20 protein-coding genes are annotated in these 23,071 nt (G+C 74.1%); 11 read left to right on the forward strand and 9 right to left on the reverse strand.

The genetic code is table 11. From position 1 onward, the window contains the following. Position 1 precedes the first annotated feature (1 nt). The 6 genes from C4J65_RS02530 to C4J65_RS02560 all read left to right on the forward strand — a co-directional run bounded on the left by C4J65_RS02530 (position 2) and on the right by C4J65_RS02560 (position 9,880). Positions 2 to 3,769 (forward strand): DUF5682 family protein, encoded by a 3,768-nt coding sequence (locus C4J65_RS02530; protein ID WP_162832984.1) that lies wholly within the window; start codon positions 2 to 4, stop codon positions 3,767 to 3,769. Beyond that, positions 3,766 to 5,619: an SWIM zinc finger family protein gene (locus C4J65_RS02535; protein ID WP_115740884.1), complete on the forward strand. Its 1,854-nt coding sequence runs from the start codon at positions 3,766 to 3,768 to the stop codon at positions 5,617 to 5,619. Before C4J65_RS02530 ends, C4J65_RS02535 begins: the two co-directional genes overlap by 4 nt. A 76-nt stretch (positions 5,620 to 5,695) precedes the next feature. Further along, positions 5,696 to 6,721, forward strand: coding sequence for a LacI family DNA-binding transcriptional regulator (locus C4J65_RS02540; protein ID WP_115740885.1), 1,026 nt, complete (start codon positions 5,696 to 5,698; stop codon positions 6,719 to 6,721). Positions 6,722 to 6,938: 217 nt separating this feature from the next. After that, entirely contained in the window at positions 6,939 to 8,090 is a 1,152-nt protein-coding gene (locus C4J65_RS02550) for a cellulose binding domain-containing protein (protein WP_115740886.1), read from the forward strand. A 131-nt stretch (positions 8,091 to 8,221) separates the two neighbouring features. Beyond that, positions 8,222 to 9,316, forward strand: a complete 1,095-nt coding sequence (locus C4J65_RS02555) for a lytic polysaccharide monooxygenase (protein ID WP_115740887.1) — start codon at positions 8,222 to 8,224, stop codon at positions 9,314 to 9,316. 138 nt (positions 9,317 to 9,454) lie between these two features. After that, complete coding sequence (locus C4J65_RS02560) at positions 9,455 to 9,880, forward strand: luciferase family protein (protein ID WP_115740888.1); 426 nt, start codon at positions 9,455 to 9,457, stop codon at positions 9,878 to 9,880. Here C4J65_RS02560 and C4J65_RS02565 read toward each other — a convergent pair. Together C4J65_RS02565 and C4J65_RS02570 are read right to left on the reverse strand one after the other, a co-directional pair. After that, entirely contained in the window at positions 9,843 to 11,444 is a 1,602-nt protein-coding gene (locus C4J65_RS02565; protein WP_115740889.1) for an MFS transporter, read from the reverse strand. The genes C4J65_RS02560 and C4J65_RS02565 overlap by 38 nt on opposite strands. 73 nt (positions 11,445 to 11,517) lie before the next feature. Beyond that, entirely contained in the window at positions 11,518 to 11,991 is a 474-nt protein-coding gene (locus tag C4J65_RS02570) for a MarR family winged helix-turn-helix transcriptional regulator (RefSeq protein WP_115740890.1), read from the reverse strand. A 122-nt stretch (positions 11,992 to 12,113) separates the two neighbouring features. Between C4J65_RS02570 and C4J65_RS02575 the strand changes: the two genes are divergently transcribed. Next, positions 12,114 to 12,482 (forward strand): DUF779 domain-containing protein, encoded by a 369-nt coding sequence (locus C4J65_RS02575; RefSeq protein ID WP_115740891.1) that lies wholly within the window; start codon positions 12,114 to 12,116, stop codon positions 12,480 to 12,482. 49 nt (positions 12,483 to 12,531) lie between these two features. On the opposite strand, the gene C4J65_RS02580 is transcribed toward C4J65_RS02575, so the two are convergent. Further along, on the reverse strand, positions 12,532 to 13,101 hold the full coding sequence (locus tag C4J65_RS02580) for a TetR/AcrR family transcriptional regulator (RefSeq protein WP_115740892.1): 570 nt from the start codon (positions 13,099 to 13,101) through the stop codon (positions 12,532 to 12,534). 99 nt (positions 13,102 to 13,200) lie between these two features. Between C4J65_RS02580 and C4J65_RS02585 the strand changes: the two genes are divergently transcribed. Continuing rightward, complete coding sequence (locus C4J65_RS02585; protein WP_115740893.1) at positions 13,201 to 14,691, forward strand: MDR family MFS transporter; 1,491 nt, start codon at positions 13,201 to 13,203, stop codon at positions 14,689 to 14,691. Here C4J65_RS02585 and C4J65_RS02590 read toward each other — a convergent pair. The 6 genes from C4J65_RS02590 to C4J65_RS02615 all read right to left on the reverse strand — a co-directional run bounded on the left by C4J65_RS02590 (position 14,681) and on the right by C4J65_RS02615 (position 19,905). Beyond that, on the reverse strand, positions 14,681 to 14,875 hold the full coding sequence (locus C4J65_RS02590; RefSeq protein WP_030181846.1) for a hypothetical protein: 195 nt from the start codon (positions 14,873 to 14,875) through the stop codon (positions 14,681 to 14,683). The two genes, C4J65_RS02585 and C4J65_RS02590, sit on opposite strands and share 11 nt — an antisense overlap. Positions 14,876 to 14,990: 115 nt before the next feature. Continuing rightward, entirely contained in the window at positions 14,991 to 15,854 is an 864-nt protein-coding gene (locus tag C4J65_RS02595) for a phosphatidylinositol-specific phospholipase C/glycerophosphodiester phosphodiesterase family protein (RefSeq protein WP_115740894.1), read from the reverse strand. A gap of 129 nt (positions 15,855 to 15,983) precedes the next feature. Continuing rightward, a complete protein-coding gene (locus C4J65_RS02600; protein WP_115740895.1) occupies positions 15,984 to 17,072 on the reverse strand; it encodes an acyl-CoA dehydrogenase family protein in 1,089 nt (362 codons plus the stop codon). Then, on the reverse strand, positions 17,069 to 18,250 hold the full coding sequence (locus C4J65_RS02605; protein WP_115740896.1) for an acyl-CoA dehydrogenase family protein: 1,182 nt from the start codon (positions 18,248 to 18,250) through the stop codon (positions 17,069 to 17,071). The genes C4J65_RS02600 and C4J65_RS02605 overlap by 4 nt, the downstream gene beginning before the upstream one ends. Then, complete coding sequence (locus C4J65_RS02610; RefSeq protein WP_115740897.1) at positions 18,247 to 19,227, reverse strand: NADPH:quinone oxidoreductase family protein; 981 nt, start codon at positions 19,225 to 19,227, stop codon at positions 18,247 to 18,249. The genes C4J65_RS02605 and C4J65_RS02610 overlap by 4 nt, the downstream gene beginning before the upstream one ends. 102 nt (positions 19,228 to 19,329) lie before the next feature. Continuing rightward, positions 19,330 to 19,905, reverse strand: a complete 576-nt coding sequence (locus C4J65_RS02615) for an XRE family transcriptional regulator (RefSeq protein WP_115740898.1) — start codon at positions 19,903 to 19,905, stop codon at positions 19,330 to 19,332. Positions 19,906 to 19,982: 77 nt separating this feature from the next. On the opposite strand from C4J65_RS02615, the gene C4J65_RS02620 reads away from it, so the two are divergent. The 3 genes from C4J65_RS02620 to C4J65_RS02630 all read left to right on the forward strand — a co-directional run bounded on the left by C4J65_RS02620 (position 19,983) and on the right by C4J65_RS02630 (position 23,044). Next, a complete protein-coding gene (locus C4J65_RS02620; protein WP_115746266.1) occupies positions 19,983 to 20,957 on the forward strand; it encodes an NAD(P)/FAD-dependent oxidoreductase in 975 nt (324 codons plus the stop codon). A gap of 90 nt (positions 20,958 to 21,047) precedes the next feature. After that, positions 21,048 to 22,586, forward strand: a complete 1,539-nt coding sequence (locus C4J65_RS02625) for an ATP-dependent DNA ligase (protein WP_115740899.1) — start codon at positions 21,048 to 21,050, stop codon at positions 22,584 to 22,586. Next, entirely contained in the window at positions 22,583 to 23,044 is a 462-nt protein-coding gene (locus C4J65_RS02630) for an NUDIX domain-containing protein (protein ID WP_115740900.1), read from the forward strand. The genes C4J65_RS02625 and C4J65_RS02630 overlap by 4 nt, the downstream gene beginning before the upstream one ends. Positions 23,045 to 23,071: the final 27 nt, after the last annotated feature.

The following is a 23,071-nucleotide window of genomic DNA, read 5'->3' on the forward strand; positions in this document are numbered from 1 at the left end:
CGTGTCCCGCTCCCCGTCCTCTCCCGGCCGCCACTCTCCCTCCTCGCCGCTGTCCGCGGACCAGGCGGTCGCGGCGCTCACCGGTCCCGGGGTGCCGTTCCTCGTCGGCGTACGGCATCACGCGCCGTCCCTGGCCGCGGCCGTGCCGACACTGCTCGACCGGGCCGCCCCGGATGTCCTGCTGGTCGAGCTGCCGGCCGAGATGCAGGAGTGGCTCCCCTGGCTGGCCCACGAGGAGACGCGGGCGCCGGTCGCGCTGGCCGCGGCCGGTGGGGAGGAGGGGGCGGGGCCGGCCTTCTATCCGTTCGCCGACTTCTCCCCCGAACTGGCCGCCCTGCGCTGGGCCGCCCGGCAGGGCGTTCCGGTCGTCGCCTGCGACCTGCCGCTGGCCGACCGGGCGTGGCGGGAAGGGACGCGCTCGGGAGCCCCCGCCGCGCGCACGGCACCCGTCGCGCCGGAATCGCTGTCGCAGCCGGTTCCTTCGGACCGTTCCGGCCTCAGCAAGGCGCTGCGGGCGCGGCTCACCGGTCGTCCCGGTGAGGATCTGTGGGACCGTCTCGTCGAGGCCGCGGCTCCGGGGTCCGGGCCGGAGGCGTTGCGCCGCGCCGCGCTCCTGACCGGCTGGGCCCTGCGCGAGGAGGCCGTGGCCTCCGGAGGCGTACCCGCACTGGATCTGCGGCGCGAGGCGTGGATGCGCTCCCGGCTGGCCGCCGCCACCGCGGACGGTGCGCGGGCCGCCCTGGTCGTGGGCGCCTTCCACGCGCCTGCGCTCGTCTCTCCGGCCGCCGCGGCCGAACCCGGGCAGGACGGCCCCAACGCCCCCACCGGGCCGGACGGCCGGCCCGGGTGGGTCACGTCCCTCATCCCGTACACGTACGCCCTCCTGGACGAGCGGTCCGGTTACCCCGCGGGCATCCGGGACCCCGAGTGGCAGCATCTGGTGGTGCGGGCGGCCGGTGATCCGGGGGCGCTGGAGGAGGCGCTGACGCACGCGGCCGTACGGGTCTGTGCGGCGCTGCGCGGCCTCGGACATCCGTCGGGTCCGGCCGACGCGCGCGAGATCGTGCGGTTGGCCTCGGACCTGGCAAGGCTGCGCGGGCTACCGGCGGCCGGCCGGGGAGAGCTGGTCGAGGCGGTGCAGACCGTACTCGCGCAGGGCGAGCCGTACGGCAGGGGACGGGCCGTCGCCAGGGCGATGGAACAGGTGCTCGTCGGCACCCGCAGCGGCCGCCCCGCCCCGGACGCACCGCGCAGCGGCCTCGCTCCGGCGGTCGAGGCCGAGCTGACGGCCCTGGGGCTGCCCGGCCCGGGGTCGGCCGGCGGCGGGCCGACGGGGAGGGGTGACACCGCACGGGGCGGCGGCACCTCGGGCGGCACGGCACCGACGGCCGCCCGGGACCTGCGGCTGGACCCCCTGCGATCCGACCTGGACCGTGCGCGCGATCTGTTGCTTCGCCGCCTGACGGTGTGCGGCGTGCCGTACGCCGAGGCGCGGGACGCCGTCGGTGCGGGCAGCGCCGAGACGTTGACGACGCGGTGGGAGCTGTGCTGGACGCCGGCGACCGCGGCGATGCTGTCCGCGGTCGGCGTGCACGGTGTCACGCCCGCCCAGGCCGCCGAGGGGGTGCTGCGCGAGCGGTGGCGGACGGAGCGGGACGAGGGCGGTCCCACCGCCGCGCAGACCCTGGACGGGCTCCGGCAGGCGGCCGAGTGCGGTCTGCCGGACCTGGCGGACGCACGGCTCACGGAGACCGCCGAGGTGCTGCCCGGCGCCGCCGCACTGCCCGAGCTCCTCACCGGCCTCGGTCTGTTGGACCGGTTGCGGGCGGGGCACGTCCCCGGGCTCGGTGCCGACGGGGACCGTGCGCTGCGGGCCTCCGCCGTGGCCGAGCTGCTCACCGCCGCGGCGGTGCGTCAGGTGGACGGGCTGAGCGGTGCCGAGGACCCGGCGGACGCGCACGCCCTGCTGGAACTCGCCCACCGCGCGGACGTGCTCGGCGGCGTCCGGCTGGCCGATGCGCTGGCGCGGTTGGCCCGAGAGGGTTCGCCCCTGATGCGCGGCGCCGCCGGAGCCGTCCGGGTGCTCCTCGGGCACGAGGACGCCGACGTTCTCGGCGAACGTGTCGCGTCCTGGGTCGACGGCGCCCGCGACGGCGCCTCCCGCTCCGCGCTCGCCGTCCGGCTCGCCGGGCTGCTGACGGCCGCGGGTCCGCTGCTGGAGTCGGCGGCCCCGGCGCTCGAGCCGCTTCTCGACCGGGTGTCGCAGTTGGCCGACCGGGAGTTCCTGGACCGGCTGCCGGCGCTGCGCGGCGGCTTCGACACCCTGAGTCCGGCCGCCCGCGACCGTCTGCTGTCCGTCGTCGAGGAGCGCGTCGGCGTGGACCGGCCGGCCGACACGGGCGGGGTGGATCCCACGGCGCTCGCCCTGTGGACCCGCGCCGACCTCATGGCGCGGGCCGCCCTCGACGGGTTGCGACTGCTGCCCCCGGATCCGGACCGGCCCCAGCCCTCGGCCGACGCCCCCGACCCGCCCCACAGCACGGCCACGGCTGTCGCCGCGGGCGCGTCTGTCGGCACGTCTGTCGCCGCATCCGTCGGCACGTCCGTCGGCACGTCCGTCGACACGTCCGTCGGCACCCTGAACGTCGGCGTCGGGGATCACCACCTCACGCCCGCCGACCGCTGGCGGCTCGTGCTCGGTCGCCGTACCGACCGGTTGTCCCCGGCTGCGGCCTCGGCAGCCACCGCGTTGGACGAGCTGTACGGCAGCGGACGCGGCGAGGGCAGCCGCGGTGACCTGACCGGGCGAGGCCGGGGCGGCGGCCGGGAGCCCTCGTATCCGAGTGTGCGCGAGTGGTCGGAGGAACTGGCGGCCCTGTTCGGGCCGGGCATTCGCGAGGAGGTCCTGGCCACCGCGGCCGCGTCGGGCCGGCCGGACGTCCTGGCCGAACTCGACCCGGACAGCGTGCGGCCCTCCGTCGACCTGCTGCGCACCGTGCTGCGGCACGCGGGAGGCCTGCCCGAGGCACGGCTGGCCGCGCTCCGGCCGCTCGTGCGGCGCCTGGTCGAGGGGCTGACCCGGGAGTTGGCCACCCGGTTGCGCCCGGCGCTGCACGGCACCGTGATGCCGCGCCCCAGCCGCCGGCCGGGCGGCGGACTCGACCTGCCCCGAACCCTGCGGGCCAACCTGGCCTCGGCACACCGCGGTCCCGACGGCACGGTCCGGGTGGTCCCGGAGCACCCCGTCTTCCGCACCCGCGCCAGAAGATCCGCCGACTGGCGGCTGATCCTGGTGACCGACGTGTCGGGGTCCATGGAGGCGTCCACGGTCTGGGCCGCCCTCACCGCATCGGTGCTGGCGGGCGTGCCCACGCTGTCCACGCACTTCCTGGCCTTCTCCACGGAGGTCATGGACCTCACCGGCCACGTCGACGATCCGCTGTCCCTGCTGCTCGAGGTCAGCGTGGGCGGCGGCACCCACATCGCCGCGGGGCTGCGGCACGCCCGTGAGCTCGTCACCGTGCCGTCCCGCACCCTCGTGGTCGTCGTCAGCGACTTCGAGGAGGGCTATCCGCTGGGCGGACTGCTCGCCGAGGTCCGCGCCCTCGTCGGCGCCGGATGCCATGTGCTGGGCTGCGCGAGCCTCGACGACACGGGCCGCCCGCGCTACTCCACCGGGGTGGCCGGCCGGCTGGTCGCCGCGGGCATGCCGGTCGCCGCGCTCAGTCCGCTCGAACTCGCCCGCTGGGTAGGGGAGAAGATCGCATGAGCCCGCTCCTTCCGCCGGTCAGCCCCTCGGTGACCGCCGAGCTCGTCGCCGCGCTCACACCCCGGCTGCGCAAGCGGCTGGACGCGGGGGTCGCCAAGGTCTCGGGGCGGCCGGTGGTCCGGGACGGCGACATCGTGCGCATCGCGGTCGACGACGAGACCGACCTCGAACTGCACGCTCCCGACGGGGTCGTGTCCAGTACCGAGGCGATCCGCTGCGGGTGCCTGCTGGCGCCCGACTGCCTTCACCGGGCCGCCGCGGCATCGGCAGCCCCGGTCGCCGAGCCCACGGAACCGGCGGTCGGGACGCCTTCGCCCGCGGAGCCACCGCGCACGGAGCCTCCGGCACCGGCCGGGGCCTCGACCCCCGCCCAGTGCGCCGCCGCGGCGGCGCTGCACGATGCGGCGGCCGCCGTGCTGGAGGCAGGCATCGAAGGAGCCGGGGCCGTGCTTCAGGCGGAGCTGCTGCGGGCCGCGCACACCGCGCGACTCGCGGGCCTCCCGCGCGCGTCCGGCCGTGCCGTCGCCGTGGTCACGGCGTTGCGTTCGGCCCGTGCCGCCGACCCCGCCCACCGCCTGAGCGACCTCAGCGCCGCACTGCGCGACGTCCTCCTCCTCGCGCACCGCCTCCCGCACGCCACGGGACCCGAGTTGGCCGGGCTGCGCGGCAGAGTACGCCAGGCGTACGCACCGGACGGGTCACTGCGCCTGTACGGGCTCTTCGCCGAGCCGGTCCTCACGACGACCGGCTACGCGGGCACCGTCACCTGGACCGCCGATGCCGCGGGGCGGCTCTACACGGTCCCGGACGTGGCCCCGGGCGGCGCCGAACGGGCCACGGGCTCGGCGGACCGTGCCGTGCGCGTCGGCGACACCTCCCTGACGCATCGCGAACTCTCCCGCGGGGGACTCGCCGTGTCGGGGGCGACGGTCTCCCCGACCGGCCGCCTGGGCGCGGGGGCGGGGGTACGGGCCGTGCGCGCACCCGGCGCCTCGTGGCACGCCGAGCCGCTCGGCCGACTGTGGGCGGTGCCGGTGGCCGAGCAGGTCTCCCGGGCCCTGGCGAGCGAGCTGATCGCGGGGAGGACCGACGACGCCCACGAGGACAACACCGCCGACGCCGGTGCAGGAGCCGCGCGGGACGGCCAGGACCTGCTGTTCCTCGATGTCACTCTCATCGGCACGGTCCGCGAGGCGGCGGGCGAGTGTCTGCTCGCCGACTGCGACGGCCTGACGGTCCGGCTGGCCGCCGCCCACGACGACCCGGCGCTGCCCCACCGTGAGAACCTGCGTCTCCTCGCGCTCCTGACGTCCGCGCGGAGTGCGCGGCTCCGCGTGGTCGCCCGGCTCACGCCGGCCCCGCAGCCCCGCGCGTTGCTGCTGGCGGCGAGCCGTCCGTCCGATCCGGACAGCCACGTCGACCTCGGTCTCGACCGGCTCCGCCGCGCGGACCTGCCCGCGGATGCGGCGGCGGGCCCCGCGGGCGGCGCCGGGACCACGCGGTCCGTTCCGGCGGCGACCGCCACGGACGAGGCTCCCGTGCATCTGCTGCGGCGCCGGGTCCACCAGGCCGTGTCCGGTGGCCGCCGCGTGCTGGCCTTCCCGGGGAGCCGGGAGTCCGGGGCCGCGCGCCTGCGCCGGTACGGCCTCGGCACCGCCGGTGAGCTGCTCGCCGAGTTGCACGCCACCGCCGCGGAACGGGCGCGCGACCCTTTCGGCCGGCTGCTCCCCGCCGACACCCGGCGCTTCGCCCAGGCGTGGCTGGGCGCGGCCGTCTACACGGAGGAGGTGGACCGTGCCCTGTGCGCCGCCGCGTGGGGCGGGAGGCTCCCGGACCTCACCTCTCGGTGATCCGCCGTCCCGGCAGGCGGGCAACCCGGCGGGTCACCGTAAGATCGGATGATCTCGTGGGGGAAGGCGGGCGGACATGGGCAGGCAGCGTCCCGGTACGCCGACGCTGGAGGAGGTGGCCGCCCGCGCAGGCGTGGGGCGAGGCACCGTCTCAAGGGTCGTCAACAACGCGGCCGGCGTGCGCGACTCGACGCGCCGCGCCGTGCAGCGGGCCATCGCCGAACTGGGGTACGTGCCGAATCTCGCGGCGCGTTCCCTGGCGGGCCACCGTGCCGACGCCGTCGCTCTGGTGATGACGGAGCCGGACTGGCGGCTGTTCGGGGAGCCGTTCTTCACGGAGATCGTCCACGCGGTCGGCGACGCCCTCACCGACACGTCGTTGCAGCTGCTGCTCACCCTGGTCCGCACGGACACCGAGCGGCAGCGTTTCGTGGAGTACGCGCGGGGCGGCCGGGTCGACGGGGTGCTGCTGATGTCCGTGCACGCCCAGGATCCGCTGCCCGACATGCTCGCCGGGGCGGGGCTGCCCACCGTCATGCTGGGGCGGCGTTCCGGCGAGGAGTGCGTCACCTACGTCGACGCGGACAACGCGGGCGGTGCGCGGGGCGCGGTGACGTATCTGCTGGACGCCGGCCGGAGCACGATCGGGGCCATCAGCGGACCGCTCGACATGTACGTCGCACAGTGCCGGCTGCGCGGGTACCGGGAGGCGCTGGAGCCGGCGGGCGTGACGGCCGGGGCGTCGCTGGTCGTCGAGGGGAGCGACTTCACGGAGGAGAGCGGGTACCGGGCGATGACCGAGCTGCTCGCCCGGCACCCGGACCTGGACGCGGTGTTCGCCGCCTCGGACACGCTGGCCGCCGGGGCGCTCAACGCGCTGCGTGCCGCGGGCCGACGGGTGCCGCAGGACGTAGCCGTGATCGGCTTCGACGACTTCCACCCGGCCCGGCCCACGGACCCGCCGCTGACGACCGTGCGGCAGCCGCTGGAGGAGATCGGCCGCACGATGGTGCGGCTGCTGCTGGAGGAGATGGAGGACTCCCCCGTCGCCTGGCGGCACGTCATCCTCCGTACGGAGCTGGTGCTCCGGGACTCCGCCTGAGCGGCCCGGCCTCCGGGAGCGCTCCCGGAGCGCGACGCCTCCCACCTGCGGCTTCGAGATTCCTTCGACAACTCTGACGCGCACAGTCTTGTCAGGAACATGAACGGCTTCTACAGTCCCATCAACCGGTAAGTGGGAGCGCTCCCATCAGTGGGGAGTTGGGAGCGCTCCCGCACCGGCCCCTCCTTCCCCCCGCACCCTCCCGGAGAGGCCCCCCATGCGACCGTTACGGCCCCAGGCCCGCGCCCCTCGCGGCCTCTTGAGCGCCCTGGGCGCGGCCTTCGCGACCTTCGCCCTCGTCGCGTCACTCGTCACCGCCGCCGCGCCCGCCCAGGCGGACACCACGATCTGCGAACCCTTCGGGACGGCGACGGTCCAGGGACGGTACGTCGTCCAGAACAACCGCTGGGGCTCCACCGCCACCCAGTGCGTCACCGCCACCGACACCGGCTTCCGGGTCACGCAGGCCGACGGCTCGGCATCGACCGACGGAGCGCCGAAGTCGTACCCGTCGCTCTTCAACGGCTGCCATTACACGACCTGTTCACCGGGCACCGCCCTCCCCGCCCGGCTCGACACCGTCGCCGCGGCGCCGTCCAGCATCTCGTACGGTTTCGTCGGCGACGCCGTCTACAACGCCTCGTACGACATCTGGCTCGACCCGACGCCCCGCACCGACGGGGTCAATCGGACCGAGATCATGATCTGGTTCAACAGGGTGGGTCCGATCCAGCCGATCGGCTCGCCGGTGGGCACGGCCTCCGTCGGTGGCCGTACCTGGGAGGTGTGGAGCGGCGGCAACGGCTCCAACGACGTGCTGTCGTTCGTGGCACCGTCGGCGATCACCGGCTGGAGCTTCGACGTCATGGACTTCGTCCGGGCGACCGTCGCGCGCGGACTCGCCGAGGACGACTGGTACCTGACGAGTGTGCAGGCAGGCTTCGAGCCCTGGCAGAACGGCGCCGGGCTGGCGGTGAACTCCTTCTCCTCCACCGTCGTGACCGACGGCACCCCCGGCGGCACCGACCCCGATCCCGACCCGGGTGGCACGTCGGCGTGTGCGGTGTCGTACGGCACGAACGTCTGGCCGGACGGCTTCACCGCGGACGTCACCGTCACCAACACCGGCACGACTCCCGTCGACGGCTGGCAGCTCGCCTTCACCCTGCCCTCCGGCCAGCGGATCACCAACGCCTGGAACGCGTCCGTGACGCCGTCCTCGGGTGCCGTCACGGCGACCGGCGCGAGCCACAACGCCCGGATCGCACCGGGCGGCAGTCTGTCGTTCGGCTTCCAGGGCACCTACGGCGGCGCGTTCGCCGAGCCGACCGGCTTCCGTCTCAACGACACCGCCTGCGCCACGGCGTAACGGCCCCGCCTCCCCGCCCGTCCGGTCGAAGCGCCCGCCCCGGACGGGCGGGGGTTCCATCCGATCTTGTCATGAACGGAACATCAAGATCGCTTGTCACCCACCCACGGACCGGAACCAGGAGACCCCCTATGGTTCGACGCACCAGACTCCTCACCCTCGCGGCGGTACTGGCCACCCTGCTCGGCTCGCTCGGCGTGACCCTTCTGCTCGGGCAGGGGCGGGCCGAGGCGCACGGCGTGGCGATGATGCCCGGCTCCCGCACCTACCTGTGCCAGCTGGACGCCAAGACCGGCACCGGCGCCCTAGACCCGACGAACCCCGCCTGTCAGGCCGCCCTCGACCAGAGCGGGGCGACGGCCCTGTACAACTGGTTCGCCGTGCTCGACTCCAACGCGGGCGGGCGCGGCGCCGGTTACGTGCCGGACGGCACCCTGTGCAGCGCCGGCGACCGTTCCCCGTACGACTTCTCCGCCTACAACGCCGCCCGCTCGGACTGGCCCCGCACGCACCTGACGTCGGGTGCGACGATCCCGGTGCAGTACAGCAACTGGGCAGCTCACCCCGGTGACTTCCGGGTGTACCTGACCAAGCCGGGCTGGTCGCCGACGTCCGAGCTGGGCTGGGACGACCTGGAGCTGATCCAGACGGTGACCAACCCGCCCCAGCAGGGCTCGGCGGGCACCGACGGGGGCCACTACTACTGGGACCTCGCGCTGCCCTCGGGCCGCTCGGGCAACGCGCTGATCTTCATGCAGTGGGTGCGTTCGGACAGTCAGGAGAACTTCTTCTCCTGCTCCGACGTCGTCTTCGACGGCGGCAACGGAGAGGTCACCGGCATCCGCGGTTCCGGCAGCACCCCGGACCCGGATCCGACACCGACCCCGACGGACCCGACCACCCCGCCGACGCACACCGGCTCCTGCATGGCCGTGTACTCGGTGCAGAACTCCTGGAGCGGCGGCTTCCAGGGTTCGGTCGAGGTGATGAACCACGGCACCGAGCCGCTGAACGGCTGGGCCGTGCAGTGGCAGCCGGGCAGCGGGACCACGCTCGGCGGGGTGTGGAACGGCTCGCTGACCAGCGGCACCGACGGTACGGTCACGGTCCGGAACGTGGACCACAACCGCGTCGTACCACCGGACGGGAGCGTGACCTTCGGCTTCACCGCCACGTCGACGGGCAATGACTTCCCGGTCGACTCGATCGGCTGCGTGACGTCCTGACGCACGTCCCGACGCACGCCCCGACACCCGTCGGGACACGGTCGGCGGGGGCCGCCAGGGCTCCCCGCCGACCTCACGTGCCGGTTACAAATCGCTCAACCTCTGGTTGCGAAGCGGTGAGCGGGCGACGATAGGGCCATGACTCCGGCCCAGCACGCCTTTGAGCGGCTGCAAGCCTGGCCCGACCTCTCGGCGGGTCAGGCCAGTTGCGGAACCGGACGGGCCCTGTGCTCCGTCCGCGACGAGATCGTCCACTTCCACTCGGACCGGGACGTGGACCTCCACCTCACCCACCGGGCCATCCAGCGCTTCCAGTACGACCTCGGGGGCTCCACCGCCATCCGTCTGGTGCCCGGCTCCCGCTGGGTGACCGTGCACCTGGACTGCGACGCGGACGTCGATCTGCTGCTGAGCCTGGTGAGCATCGCGCTCAAGGCCCACCAGTCCCGGCCCCCGACCGACCTCACGCCCGCTGCGTCGGGACCGGCGGGTCTCCCGGCGTCCCCGGGGTGCAACTTCCACCGGGTCACGGTGCTTCCGCGGGCCGCGGCCGGGGAGGCCTGAGTCCGGCCGCGGCCAGCGCCGCGCCGAGGACGCAGAGGGCGCCCGTGACGACCACGGCCACGTGCACGCCGTTCATGAACGCCTGTCCGCTGCCCCGCACCACGGCGGCACGCAGCCCGGCCGGCATCTCGCCGGAGACGGGGGCCACGCCCATCGCGACGGCGTCCCGGGCCTCCTGGAGGCCGTGGGCCACGGCCGGGGGCACACCCGCGCCGGTCAGCTCACCGGTGAGGGTGGCGCCCACCTTGGCGCTGATCAGGGAGACCAGCACGGACGTGCCGAGCGCGCCGCCGATCTGCAGGGTAGTCGCCTGGAGACCTCCCGCCACACCGCCGTCCCGGACGGGGGCGTTGCCCACGATGGCGTCGGAGGAGGCGGCCATCACCATGCCGACGCCGAGGCCGAGCGCGATGAAGGGCGGCCACATCGTGCCGTAGGCCGAGTCCGTCTGCCAGGTGAGCATGCCGAAGCAGGAGGCGGCCTGGAGCAGCATGCCCAGCGGCATGGTCAGCCGGGGCCCGAAGCGCTGGGTCAGCAACGCGCCCAGCGGCGAGGCGACCAGCGAGGCGAGGCTGAGCGGGAGCGTGCGCACGCCCGCCTCGACCGGCGTGAAGCCGCGCACGTTCTGCAGGTAGAGCATGACGAAGAAGATCACGCCGAGCATCACGAAGAAGTTCAGCGCGGTGACGATCGCGCCGATGGTCAGCGCGCGGCTGCGGAACAGGCGCATCGGCAGCAGCGGGTGCTCCACGCGGGTCTCGTACCGGCCGAACACGACGAGGAGGACGAGCCCGGCGGCGACGGCGCCGAGGGTGCCGGCCGACGTCCAGCCCCAGGTCTCGCCCTTGACGACGCCGAAGACGACGGCCAGGAGCCCGAGGGCGAGCAGGACCAGGCCGGGTATGTCGAAGCGCTCGCGGCCCGCGGCGTTGCGGCTCTCCGGGAGGACGAGGGCGCCGAAGACGATGGCGGCGACACCGATGGGGGCGTTGACGTAGAAGACGGACTCCCAGTCGACGTGCTCCACGAGGAGGCCGCCGACGATCGGCCCGAGGGCCGTGGCGACGGCGGAGACCATGGCCCAGATGCCGACGGCCATGCCGAACTTCCTGGGCGGGAACACGGAGCGCAGCAGTCCGAGGGTGTTCGGCATCAGCAGTCCGCCGAAGGCACCCTGGAGGGCGCGGAAGGCGACGACGCCCTCGATCGAGCCGGACAGGCCGATGGCGACGGAGGCGAGGGTGAAGCCGGCGACACCCACCAGGTAGTAGGTGCGGCGGCCGAAGCGGTCACCGAGCTTGCCGCCCAGGATGAGGGTGGCGGCGAGGGCCAGCAGATAGGCGTTGGTCACCCACTGGAGCTGGGCGGTGGACGCGTGCAGGTCGCTGCCGATCTCGGGGTTGGCGATGGCGACGACGGAACCGTCGAGCTGGACCATGAACAGGCCGAACGCGACGGCGAGGAGGGTCAGCCACGGGTTGGACCGCGGGCGGCCGGCCGCCCGCGGGGCGGAGGCGGTCTCGGCCGCGGGCATGGCGGAGTGATCCACGGACGTGGAGGGCATGACGGAGTCTTCTCTTCCGGATTCAGGGGTGGTGCGGGAAGGGAACGGCGCGCCGCAAGGGCGGGCACGTGTGTCAGCGGGCGCCGGGGTGGAGGTGCCGCGTCAACGCGTCGAGGGCGTCCATGGCGGAGCCGAGCGCGCCCTGCTGGCCCTCGGTGAGGGAGGTCAGGGCGTGGCGGATGAACGCGGTCTCCAGTTCCCGCACCTCGGACACCCGCTCACGGGCCGTGGCCGTGAGGTGGAGGTGGGCGACCCGCTTGTCGGCGCTGTCCCGCCGGCGCTCCAGGTCACCCTGCTCGACGAGCTGGGAGACCAGGGCACTGACGTTGTTCGGCTTCATCAGCAGGGCCTCGGCGGCCTCGCGCACCGTGACTCCCTCGTACTGCGCGACGTACCGCAGCAGGGCGAGCTGTCCCTCGGGGGGCTTGGGGTGCGGGTACCGGGCGGTGACCTGTCGGTCCAGCGCCCGGTGCAGGACGGGAAGGCACGCCGCGAGCCCGGAGGCCATGCGGTCGATGTCCCGTCGCGGGGTGCTGGAGCCGGTCACCCCGAGACAATAGATATGGGCAGATAGGTATGTCAAAGGAGGTACCTTGCGAAGGAGGCGGCCGGCCCGCCACCGGTGCCGCGCAACGCACTCGCAACGTTCCCCGTGCTGGCATACGCGGTATGGGCGACACATACGAGGAGACCCCGCGCGTCGAGCTGACCCCCGAGGCGTCCGCACTGCTGCGGCGGCTCCGCGAGGCGCACGGCCCGCTGATGTTCCACCAGTCCGGCGGTTGCTGCGACGGCAGCGCGCCCATGTGCTACCCGGCCGGCGAGTTCCGCACCGGCGCCTCGGACATCCTGCTCGGCGAACTGGCCGTCGACGGCGTCGGAGAGCCGGTGGAGTTCTGGATGTCGCGCAGCCAGTACGAGGCGTGGCGCCACACCCGCCTGATCGTCGACGTGGTCCCGGGCCGGGGCAGCGGCTTCTCGCTGGAGGCGCCCGAGGGGGTGCGCTTCCTCATCCGCTCCCGGGTCGTGGACGCCTAGGAGGACGTCTGGATCCTGCCGGAGTCGCGGGATCCGGCACGCACTCCCGTCAGCGCACCAGGGGCAGGAAGATCGTGTCGACGATCTCCTCGACGACGTCGGCGGGGACCGGCGCGAGGGTCGCGAGGATTTCCTGGCGCAGCAGGTCGAAGGGGAGTGACCTGACCCGTTCGGTGAGCCGTTCCGGCCTGGCCTCGCCGCGGGCGACGGCCCGGTCGTAGACCTCGGCGAGCGCGTCCGCGGACTTCCCGCGCGTCGCGTCGAGCAGCTCGCCCGGGTTGGTGCCGGTCTCCTGGTAGTAGCCGGCCAGATGCGCGTACATGAGGATGACGAGCCGGGCGTTGGCGGTACCGATCTCCCGCATGAGGGCGAGGACGTCCCCGCGCAGGCTTCCCGTGTCGGGGGTGCCGACGCGGGCTTCCTCCATGGCGTGGACGACGGCCGCCCGGGCCAGTTCGTCGCGGTGTGCCCAGCGCCGGTACAGCACCGGCGGGCTGGTGCCCGCGCGCCTGACGACGGCGTCCATGGTGAACCTGGCGTAACCGCGCTCGGCGAGTTCGTCCCAGGCCGCGTCCAGGAGTGCCTTCTCGAGTGCCGCTCCGCGGCGCCGCTGAGCCATGCACACCTCCTCACATTGGAAAGGGTTGTCTTTCTTAGCCTACCGCCCTACTCTGGCGACGGTAAGAAAGATTTCTCTATCTTAAGGAGGTGGGGGTTCGTGAGCACCCCCAACGGGACCGCTCCCGCGGCACCGGGTCCCGATCGCATCGACCCCGCCGTGTGGCGCATGGCGGTCACCCTCGTCGTGGGCGCGCTCGCCGTCGTCTTCGACACCACCATCGTCAGCGTCGCGCTGGGCGACCTGGTGAACGCGTTCGACGCCCCGCTGGCCACCGTCCAGTGGGTGAGCACCGGCTACCTGCTCGCGGTGTTCGTCACCATCCCGCTCGCCGTGTGGGCCCAGTCGCGCTTCGGCGGCCGGCGGCTGTGGATCGCGGCGCTGGGCGGGTTCCTGCTCGGCTCGGTCCTGAGCGGGCTGGCGTGGAACGCCACGAGCCTGATCGTCTTCCGTGTCCTGCAGGGCCTCGCGGGCGGCATCATGATGCCGCTCATGGCCACGCTGCTCATGCAGGCGGCCAAGGGCCGCCACCCGGGCAAGGTCATGGCGATCATCACGGTGCCCACCGCGCTCGGCCCGGTCCTCGGCCCGGTCCTGGGCGGCCTCATCCTGCATCTGGCCGACTGGCGCTGGATGTTCTTCGTCAACATCCCGTTCTGCGTCGTCGGCGGATGGCTGGCCCTGCGGAACCTCCCCGACGACCGGCCGGAGCCCGGCGCCACCCGCGTCCGCCTGGACGTCGTCGGCCTGCTCCTGCTCTGCCCGGGCATCACCGCCCTCGTCTACGGTCTGACCCAGGTCGAGGGCAGCGCGGGCTTCACCGGCGCCGCGGTCCTGGTGCCGCTGCTCGCCGGACTCGCCCTCGTCGGCGGTTTCACCGTCCGGTCGCTGACCCGCCCCGGCGGCGCCCTGGTCGATCTGCGGCTGTTCCGCCACCGCTCGGTGGCCTCCTCCGGCACCCTGCTCTTCCTGGGCGGCATCGCCCTGTACGGGCCGATGATGCTGCTGCCCCTGTACTTCCAGCAGGTCCGCGGCGAGGACGCCCTCGGCGCCGGGCTCCTGCTCATCCCCCAGGGTGTCGGGGCGCTGCTGGCACGCGGCCTGGCCGGCCGGTACATGGACCGCGTCGGTCCCCGCCAGGTCGCGGTCGCCGCCTTCACCCTCGTCGCGGTGGCCACCGTGCCGTTCGCCTTCGTCACCGCCGACACGGACGTGGTCCTGCTCATGGCGGCGCTGTTCGTCCGCGGCATCGCGCTCGGCGCCGCCATGATCGCGCCGATGGGCGCCGCCTATGTCGGGCTGCGGCACCAGGAGATCCCGGACGCGGGTGTCCTCACCCGCATCGCCCAGCAGGTCGGCGGCTCGGTGGGGATCGCCCTGCTCACCGTCGTGCTCCAGCGCGCCTCCGCCGGTGCCCACGACCCGAGCGCCCTGGCCGACGCCTTCGACCGGGCCTTCTGGTGGTCGGTGGCCCTCACCGCGCTCGCCGTCCCGCTGTGCCTGCTGCTGCCCGGCCGGCCGGAGGCCCCGTCTCCCGCCGCGACGGCGCGGGCCGACGCGGCGGCCGTTCCTCGCCGCCCTACGGTCTGAGGCTGCTCACGATGTCCGCCGTGGCGGTCAGTCCGCTGTTGATCGTCGGGGCGATGCTCGTGCTCGCCAGGTAGAAGCCGAGCAGCAGACACACCAGGGCGTGCGAGACCTTCAGCCCGCCGTTGCGCAGAAAGAGCACCGCCAGGATGGACAGCAAGAGCACCACAGAGATGGAAACGGCCATCGTCAACCTCCTCCGCCACGTCCACTTCGCGGCGTTCGGCCGTAAGTGTGGCGTAGCAGAGGGTTCGTCCGGGCGGCTGACCTGTCCTCCGAACGAGTGGTGTTCCGACGCTGCCCTACGCGTCCCGGTGCGCGTCGAGGAACGCTTCGAGGCCCCCGAGGTCGTCGGTGTTGAGGTGGTCGACACCGGCGGCGAGCAGTTCGGCCCACACGGCGTCCCGCGCGGGCCCCGCCACGTCGGGCGTGGCCCAGAAGCGCACCCGCTGCCCGCGCGCGTGTGCCGCGCCCACGATGCCCCGCAGTCCGCGCCGCTCGGCCGCCGGGAAGGTGCCGACGCCCTGCCAGGTGAAGTTGAGCGTCCAGTTGTCGCTGATCAGCGGGACGAAGGAGGCCGGTGCGGTGGTGCCGAGGTCGGCGAGGCGGCCGTCGTAGAAGGCGCGGCGGCTGCGCTGGGCCTCCATGGGCGCACGGGCCGCCCGGTCGCCGGAGACGACCACCGTGACCGCGCCCGGGAAGACCCGCCCGTGGGCGTAGGAGGTGAACAGGTGCTTGTAGCGGCGCAGTCGGCGGTCGAGCTCGCGGTACGTCGCCTCGCCCTCGGTCTTGATGTCGACCAGCAGTTGCAGGGAGCCGCGGTCTCCCCGGTGGACCCGGCCGTGGTTCGCGCGGACGCGGGCGGCGAGCGGGTCGATGTAGAGCGACTCCAGGGTGCGGGACGGGTCGAGGTCCTCGGGGTCGTGGGCGACCAGGAGTTGGCCGCCGACCAGGTAGATGTCGGCCTCGACGCTGCCGAAGCGGTGGTCGAGGGCGTCCAGGAGGGGCCGGGGGTGCTCGTAGTCGTTGTGGGCGTGCGCGCGCCACAGCGGGCGCGGCCCGTGCCTGCCTTCCGACGCCAGCGCGGTGCCGGCGGGCAGGGCGACCGCGCCCGCGAGGGCGGCGCCGAGAGTGGTGAGGGCTCTGCGTCGGGTGGTGAGGGCCATGCTCTGCCTCCCTGGAAGTGCCGTACGGGACGCCTGTGAGTATGGGGTCCCGACGGCCCCAGGGAGCAGAGCCGTGCGGTGAGTTGGCCGGACCGACGCCGGTCGTTCACTTCACTGCGGGCAGGTGTGTCAGGGAGCCCGCAGGTCGACCAGGTCGGCCAGCGCCGCGCGGTGGGTGCCCGCCGCTCCGTAGGCGATGGAGTCGGCCTTGGCCCGCTTGAGGTAGAGGTGGACCGGGTGTTCCCACGTCATGCCGATGCCGCCGTGCAGTTGCAGCGCCTCCTCGGCGGCGTGCACGGCGACCTGGGCCGCGTACGCCTGGGCCACGGCCACGGCCACGTCGGTGTCCGCGCCGGTCGCCAGGGCGTCGGCCGCGTTCCGGGCGGCGGCGCGCAGGCCCGCCACCTCCAGCCACAGCCGGGCCAGCCGGTGCTTGAGCGCCTGGAAGCCGCCGACCTGGCGGTTGAACTGCCTGCGTTCCTTGAGGTAGCGGACCGTCTCGGTCAGCAGCCAGTCGGCGAGCCCCAGTTGCTCGGAGGCGAGCAGCCCGGCACCGGCCCGCAGGGCACGGCGTACGGCGGGTTCCGCGTCACCGAGGCGGCGTCCCGGGGCACCGTCGAGGGTCACGCGTGCCAGCGGCCGGGTGGCGTCGAGCGACACCTGCTCGGTGACCGTCGCGTCGGCGGCGCCGACCGCGTACAGGCCCCCGTCGTCCGCGGGCACGAGCAGCACGTCGGCGACGGCCGCGTCGGCCACGCCGGTCGACTCCCCGTGCAGTACGCCCCCTTCGAGCCGCATGTGCGGGACGGCGCCGCCCGGTGCGACGTACAGCCCGACGGCGAGTACGGCGACGGTCGTGGCGGACGCCAGCTCGCCGAGCAGGTCGTCGGCGCCGCAGGCCAGCAGCGCCTCGGTGGCGACGACGGCGCTCGTCAGGTACGGCACCGGTGCGACCGCACGGCCCAGTTCCTCCAGGACCACGGCGGCTTCGCGGTGGGTGGCCCCCTGCCCGCCCAGTTCCTCCGGGATCAGCAGGCCCGCGAGCCCCATCGAGTCGGCGAGGGCCTTCCACAGCGACACGTCGTGGGGGGCGGCCGACTCGGTGCGGGTGATGACGCCCGCCGGGTCGCAGTGGTCGGTGAGCAGGTCCCGGACGGCGGCGCGCAGCGCCTCTTCCTCCTCCGAGGGGAGCAGAGCGGGTTCCGGCTGTGCGCTCATCGGGCGAGGTCCTTCCATGCGACGTCCTTGTCGGTGCGCGGCTCGGCGGGCAGGCCGAGGACCCGCTCGGCGACGATGTTCAGCAGGACCTCGCTGGTCCCGCCCTCGATGCTGTTGCCCTTGGACCGCAGGTAGCGGTATCCGGCGTCGCGACCGGTGAAGTCGACCAGTTCGGGGCGGCGCATGGTCCAGTCGTCGTAGAGCAGTCCCTCCGCGCCGAGGAGTTCGACCTCCAGGCCGCTGATCTCCTGGTTGAGCCGGGCGAAGTTCAGTTTCATGCCGGCGCCCTCGGGGCCGGGCTGGCCGGCTGCCAGTTGCTGGCGCAGGCGTACGCCGGTGAGGCGGGCGACCTCGGCCTCGACCCACAGGGCGAGCAGCCGCTGGTGCAGGTCGTGGGTGCGCAGTTCGGGGCGTTCCCGCCAGGTCTCGGCGATCTTGCCGATCAGGCCGCCCTCGCGGGGGATCGGTGTGCCGCCGATGGCGACGCGTTCGTTGTTCAGCGTGGTCTGCGCGACCCGCCAGCCGTCGCCGATCTCGCCCAGGCGGCGGGAGTCGGGGATGCGGACGTCGGTGAGGAACACCTCGTTGAACTCGGCCTCGCCGGTGATCTGGCGCAGCGGCCGCACCTCGACCCCGGGGTCGGTCATGTCGCACACGAAGTACGTGATGCCCCGGTGCTTGGGCACGTCCGGGTCGGTGCGGGCGATGAGGATGGCCCAGCGGGCGAGGTGCGCGCTGGAGGTCCACACCTTCTGCCCGCTCACGACCCAGTCCGCGCCGTCCCGCAGCGCGCGGGTGCCGAGGGCGGCCAGGTCGGACCCGGCGCCCGGCTCGCTGAAGAGCTGGCACCAGACCTCCTCGCCGGTCCACAGCGGGCGTAGCAGCCGGCGCTTCTGCTCCTCGGTGCCGTACTGGAGGATGGTCGGTGCCGCCATGCCGAGGCCGATGCCGATGCGCCGGGGGTCGTTGTCGGGGGCGCCCTCCGCGGCCAACTCGGCGTCCACGACGGCTTGCAGGGCGCGCGGGGCGCCGAGGCCGCCGAGGCCCTGCGGGTAGTGCACCCAGGCGAGTCCCGCGTCGAAGCGGGCCCGGAGGAAGTCCAGGCGGTCCGTGGCGGCCGGTGGGTGCGCGGCGAGCAACTCACGGGTACGGCGGCGCAGTTCCGCTGCGTCGGTCATGCGGCGGCTCCCTTGTCCAGGTTCTCCGGTACGACGGCCAGGCGGCCGGTGGTCCTGCCGTCGGCGACGCGCTGTACCGCCCCGGCGGCGTCGGCGAGCGGCACCCGCTCGCTCACCAGAGGCTTGATCGCGCCCCTCGCGGCCAGCTCGGTGAGTTGCTCGTGGCAGTGCCGGACCAGCTTCGGGTTCTTGGTGTTGTACAGGCCCCAGTGCAGGCCGAGGATCGTGTAGTTCTTGACCAGCGCGTGGTTGAGCGCCGGGCTGGGGATCGTGCCGCTCGCGAAGCCGACGACGACGATCCGGCCCTCGAAGGCGACGGTTTTGGCGGACTGGGCGTAGGCCTGACCGCCGACGGGGTCGTAGATCACGTCGGCGCCCCGGCCGCCGGTGGCCTCCTTCACGGCCGCGACGACGTCCTCGGCGTGCCGGTCGACGACCACGTCGCAGCCCAGCTCGCGGGCGACGGCCGCCTTCTCCGGGCCGCCGACGACGCCTACGACGGTGGCGCCGGCCGCCTTGCCCAGCTGCACGGCGGCGCTTCCGACGCCGCCCGCGGCGGCGTGGACGAGCAGGGTCTCACCGGCTTCCAGCCGGGCCCGGCGGTGCAGGCCGAACCAGCCGGTCTGGTAGCCGATGTGCAGGGCGGCGGCCTCGGCGTCGTCCAGGGAGTCCGGCGCGGGCAGCAGGGCGCGGGCGTCGGCGAGGGCGTACTCGGCGAAGCCGCCGTGCGGCAGCGCGGGGTTGGCGAGGACGCGGCGCCCGTCCTCGGTCTCGCCGCAGATCTCCACACCCGGCGTGAACGGCAGCGGCGGCCGGACCTGGTACTGCCCCCGGCACAGCAGGGCGTCCGGGAAGTTGATGTTCGCGGCGCGGACCCTCAGCAGGACCTGGCCCTCGCCGGGCGTCGGCGGCGCCACGTCCGCGAGGCGCATCACCTCGCCCGGCTCGCCGTTCTCGTGCACCTGCCATGCCTGCATGCGGGGCCTCCACCGACTGCGTCGTCCGACCGGGTCACTCGCATACTAAGCGGTCGCTTGCCGATCGGGGAACAGGGTGGGATCGGAGAACAGGGTGCGGGGTCATGCCTGCGCGGGCCGCGCCCGTACGTGCATCCGCTCCCCCTGCGGCCCGAAGAGGCTGAGGAACTCGGCCGGCCCCTCCCCCGTCGACCCGAACCAGTGCGGCACCCGGGTGTCGAACTCCGCGGCCTCCCCCGCCGACAGCACCACGTCGTGCTCGCCGAGCACGAGCCGCAGCCGGCCGGAGAGGACGTAGAGCCACTCGTACCCCTCGTGGGTGCGCGGGTCCGGTTCCTCCCGGCGCTGGGGCTCCAGCACCTTGAACGCCTGGAGGCCGCCCGCCTGGCGGGTGAGCGGCCAGTGGGTGCGGCCGTGGCGCACGATGGGCTTGGCGCGCACCCGGGGGTCACCGACCGGTGGGGAGCCGACCAGTTCGTCCAGCGGCACCTGGTGGGCCTGGGCGATCGGCAGCAGCAGTTCGAGGCTCGGTCTGCGCAGGCCGGACTCCAGCCGCGACAGGGTGCTGACCGAGATGCCGGTCGCCTCGGACAGCGCGGCCAGGGTCACCTCCCGCTCCTTGCGCACCTGGCGGAGCCTCGGCCCGACACCGGCGAGGACATCGTCTGCGGTCGTCATGCGTTTATTGCAGTTCCGGCAAACTTATTTGTCAATCCCGTCGGATCTGAGCGACCTTCTGGGTGGAGGTGGTCACCATGACCCAGAACACGAACCCGAAGGACCCGAAGGACCCGAAGGACCCGTCCGGGACGTACGACGTGGTGGTGGTCGGCGGCGGCGCGGCCGGGCTCTCCGCCGCGCTCGTCCTGGGCCGCTCGCGGCTGCGCACCCTGGTGGTCGACGCCGGTGAGCCGCGCAACGCGCCCTCGGACCACATGCAGGGCTACCTGACCCGGGACGGCATGTCCCCCGCCGAGTTCCTGGCCCTCGGCCGGGAGGAGATCGCCCGCTACGGGGTGGAGCTGGTCCGCGACCGCGCGGTGGACGTGTCCCGGGGCGAGGACTTCGCGGTGGAGCTGTCCGGCGGGGGCACCGTGCACGCCCGCCGGCTGATCGTCACCACCGGTCTCAGGGACGAGCTGCCGACCGTGCCCGGGGTCGCCGAGCGGTACGGCCGGGACGTGCTGCACTGCCCGTTCTGCCACGGCTGGGAGGTGCGGGACGAACGCTTCGGCGTCCTCGCCACCAGCCCGCTCAGCGTGCACCAGGCCCTGATGGTGTCCGGCTGGTCGGACGACGTGACGCTCTTCCTGCACACGGTCGCCGAGCGGGAGCTGTCCGACGACGACCTGCGGCGGCTCGCCGCGGCCGGGGTCAAGGTGGTGCCCGGCGAGGTGGCCGCCCTGCGGGTCGAGGACGACCGGCTGACCGGGGTGCGGCTGGCGGACGGTACGGCGCACGACCGCACGGTGGTGTTCGTCGCCCCGAAGGCGGTCCCGCAGACCGGCCTGATGGAGCGGCTGGGGGCGGAGCTGCAGGAGACTCCGTTCGGCGCCTACCCCGTGGTGGACCCGACGGGCCGGACCAGCGTGCCGGGCGTGTGGACCGCCGGCAACGCGATGGGCTTCGCCGAGCAGGTCGTCCACGCGGCGAGCGGCGGGTACCGCGCGGCGTCGGCGGTCGTCGGCGACCTGATCATGTCGGACCTGGACGCGGCCGTCGCGGAGTGAGGTCACTGCGGAGCACCCGGGGAGGGCGTACGCGGCCTCGCGCGGCAGCCGCGGGGTGTACACCCGCCCGCTCCGGTGCACCATGACTGCATGCTGCTTGCCCGGTTGGCCAAGGTGTCCCGGGAGGTCGCCGCCACGTCGGCGCGGTCCCGGAAGACCGTCCTGCTCGCGGAGCTGTTCCGCGAGGCGGAGGCGGCGGACGTGCCGGTCGTCATCCCGTACCTGGCGGGACGGCTCCCGCAGGGCCGGATCGGCGTCGGCTGGAAGGTGCTGAGCCGCCGGTTTCCGCCGGCCGACGCGCCGAGCCTGACGGTGCGGGACGTGGACGCCCGGCTCACCCGGCTCGGCGCGGTCTCCGGCGCCGGTTCGCAGGCCGAGCGGACCCGGCTGGTCGGCGAGCTGATGGGCGCCGCCACGGAGGACGAGCAGCGCTTCCTGGTCGGGCTGCTCACCGGGGAGGTCCGCCAGGGCGCGCTGGACGCCGCCGCGGTCGAGGGCCTGGCCGCGGCGACGGGCGCTCCCCCGGCGGACGTACGACGCGCGGTGATGCTCGCGGGGTCGCTCCAGACGGTGGCCCAGGCCCTGCTGGCCGACGGGGCCGGCGCCCTGGACCGGTTCCGGCTCACCGTCGGCCGGCCCGTGCTGCCGATGCTGGCGCACAGCGCGTCCTCCGTCGCCGAGGCGGTCGGCAGGCTGGGCGCCGCGGCCGTGGAGGAGAAGCTGGACGGCATCCGCGTCCAGGTGCACCGGGACGGCGGCACCGTACGCCTCTACACCCGCACCCTGGACGACATCACCGACCGGCTCCCCGAGGTCACCGAGGCGGCCCTGGCGCTGCCCGGCGAGCGGTTCATCCTGGACGGCGAGGCCATCTCCCTCGACGCGAGCGGGCGGCCCCGCTCCTTCCAGGAGACCGCCGGCCGGGTCGGTTCACGCACCGACGTGGCCACGGCGGCGCGGGCGGTCCCGGTCTCGGTGGTGTTCTTCGACGCGCTCTCCGTCGACGGACGCGACCTGCTCGACCTGCCGCTGGCCGAACGGCACGCGGAGCTGGCCCGGCTGGTCCCCGAGCCGTGGCGGGTACGGCGCACGCTGGTGCACGGCCCCGAGGAGACCGGGGACGCGGAGGAGTTCCTCGCCGAGTCGCTGGCACGCGGGCACGAGGGCGTCGTCGTCAAGGGGCTCGACGCCGCCTACAGCGCGGGACGGCGCGGCGCGTCCTGGCTGAAGGTCAAGCCGGTCCACACGCTCGACCTGGTGGTGCTGGCCGCCGAGTGGGGCCACGGCCGCCGCACCGGCAAGCTCTCCAACCTCCACCTGGGCGCCCGCACCGCCGACGGCTCCTTCGCGATGCTCGGCAAGACCTTCAAGGGCATGACCGACGCGCTGCTGGTCTGGCAGACCGAGCGTCTGAAGGAGCTGGCCGTCGAGGAGCACGGCTGGGGTGTGACCGTACGCCCCGAACTCGTCGTCGAGATCGCCTACGACGGCCTCCAGCGCTCCACCCGCTACCCGGCCGGCGTCACCCTCCGCTTCGCCCGCGTGGTCCGCTACCGCGAGGACAAGCGCCCCGAGGACGCGGACACCGTGGACGCCCTGCTCGCCGCCCACCCCGGGGTGGCCCGGTGAGGCGCAGCGCGGGCCTGCTGCTGTACCGGCGTGGACCGGGCGGGGAGCTCCAGGCGCTCCTCGGCCACATGGGCGGCCCGTTCTACACCCGCCGCGACGCCGGGGCGTGGACCGTCCCCAAGGGCGAGTACGACCCCGGGGAACCGGCGTGGGAGGCGGCCCGGCGCGAGTTCGAGGAGGAGCTGGGGCTGCCGCCGCCCGAGGGCGGGGCCGTCCCGCTCGGCGAGGTGCGGCAGGCGGGCGGGAAGCTCGTCACGGTCTGGGCCGTCGAGGCCGACCTCGATCCGGCGACGGTCGTCCCCGGCACCTTCCGCATGGAGTGGCCGCCGAGGTCGGGGCGGACCGAGGAGTTCCCCGAGCTGGACCGGGTCGCGTGGTTCGGGCTGGACCGGGCTCGCGAGGTGATCGTGAAGGCGCAGGCCGCGTTTCTCGACCGGCTCGCTGAGCACTCGCACTGACGAGAGGCGAACACGGACGGCGGCTTC

It is taken from the genome of Streptomyces sp. CB09001 (assembly GCF_003369795.1).
Taxonomy (GTDB): Bacteria; Actinomycetota; Actinomycetes; order Streptomycetales; family Streptomycetaceae; genus Streptomyces.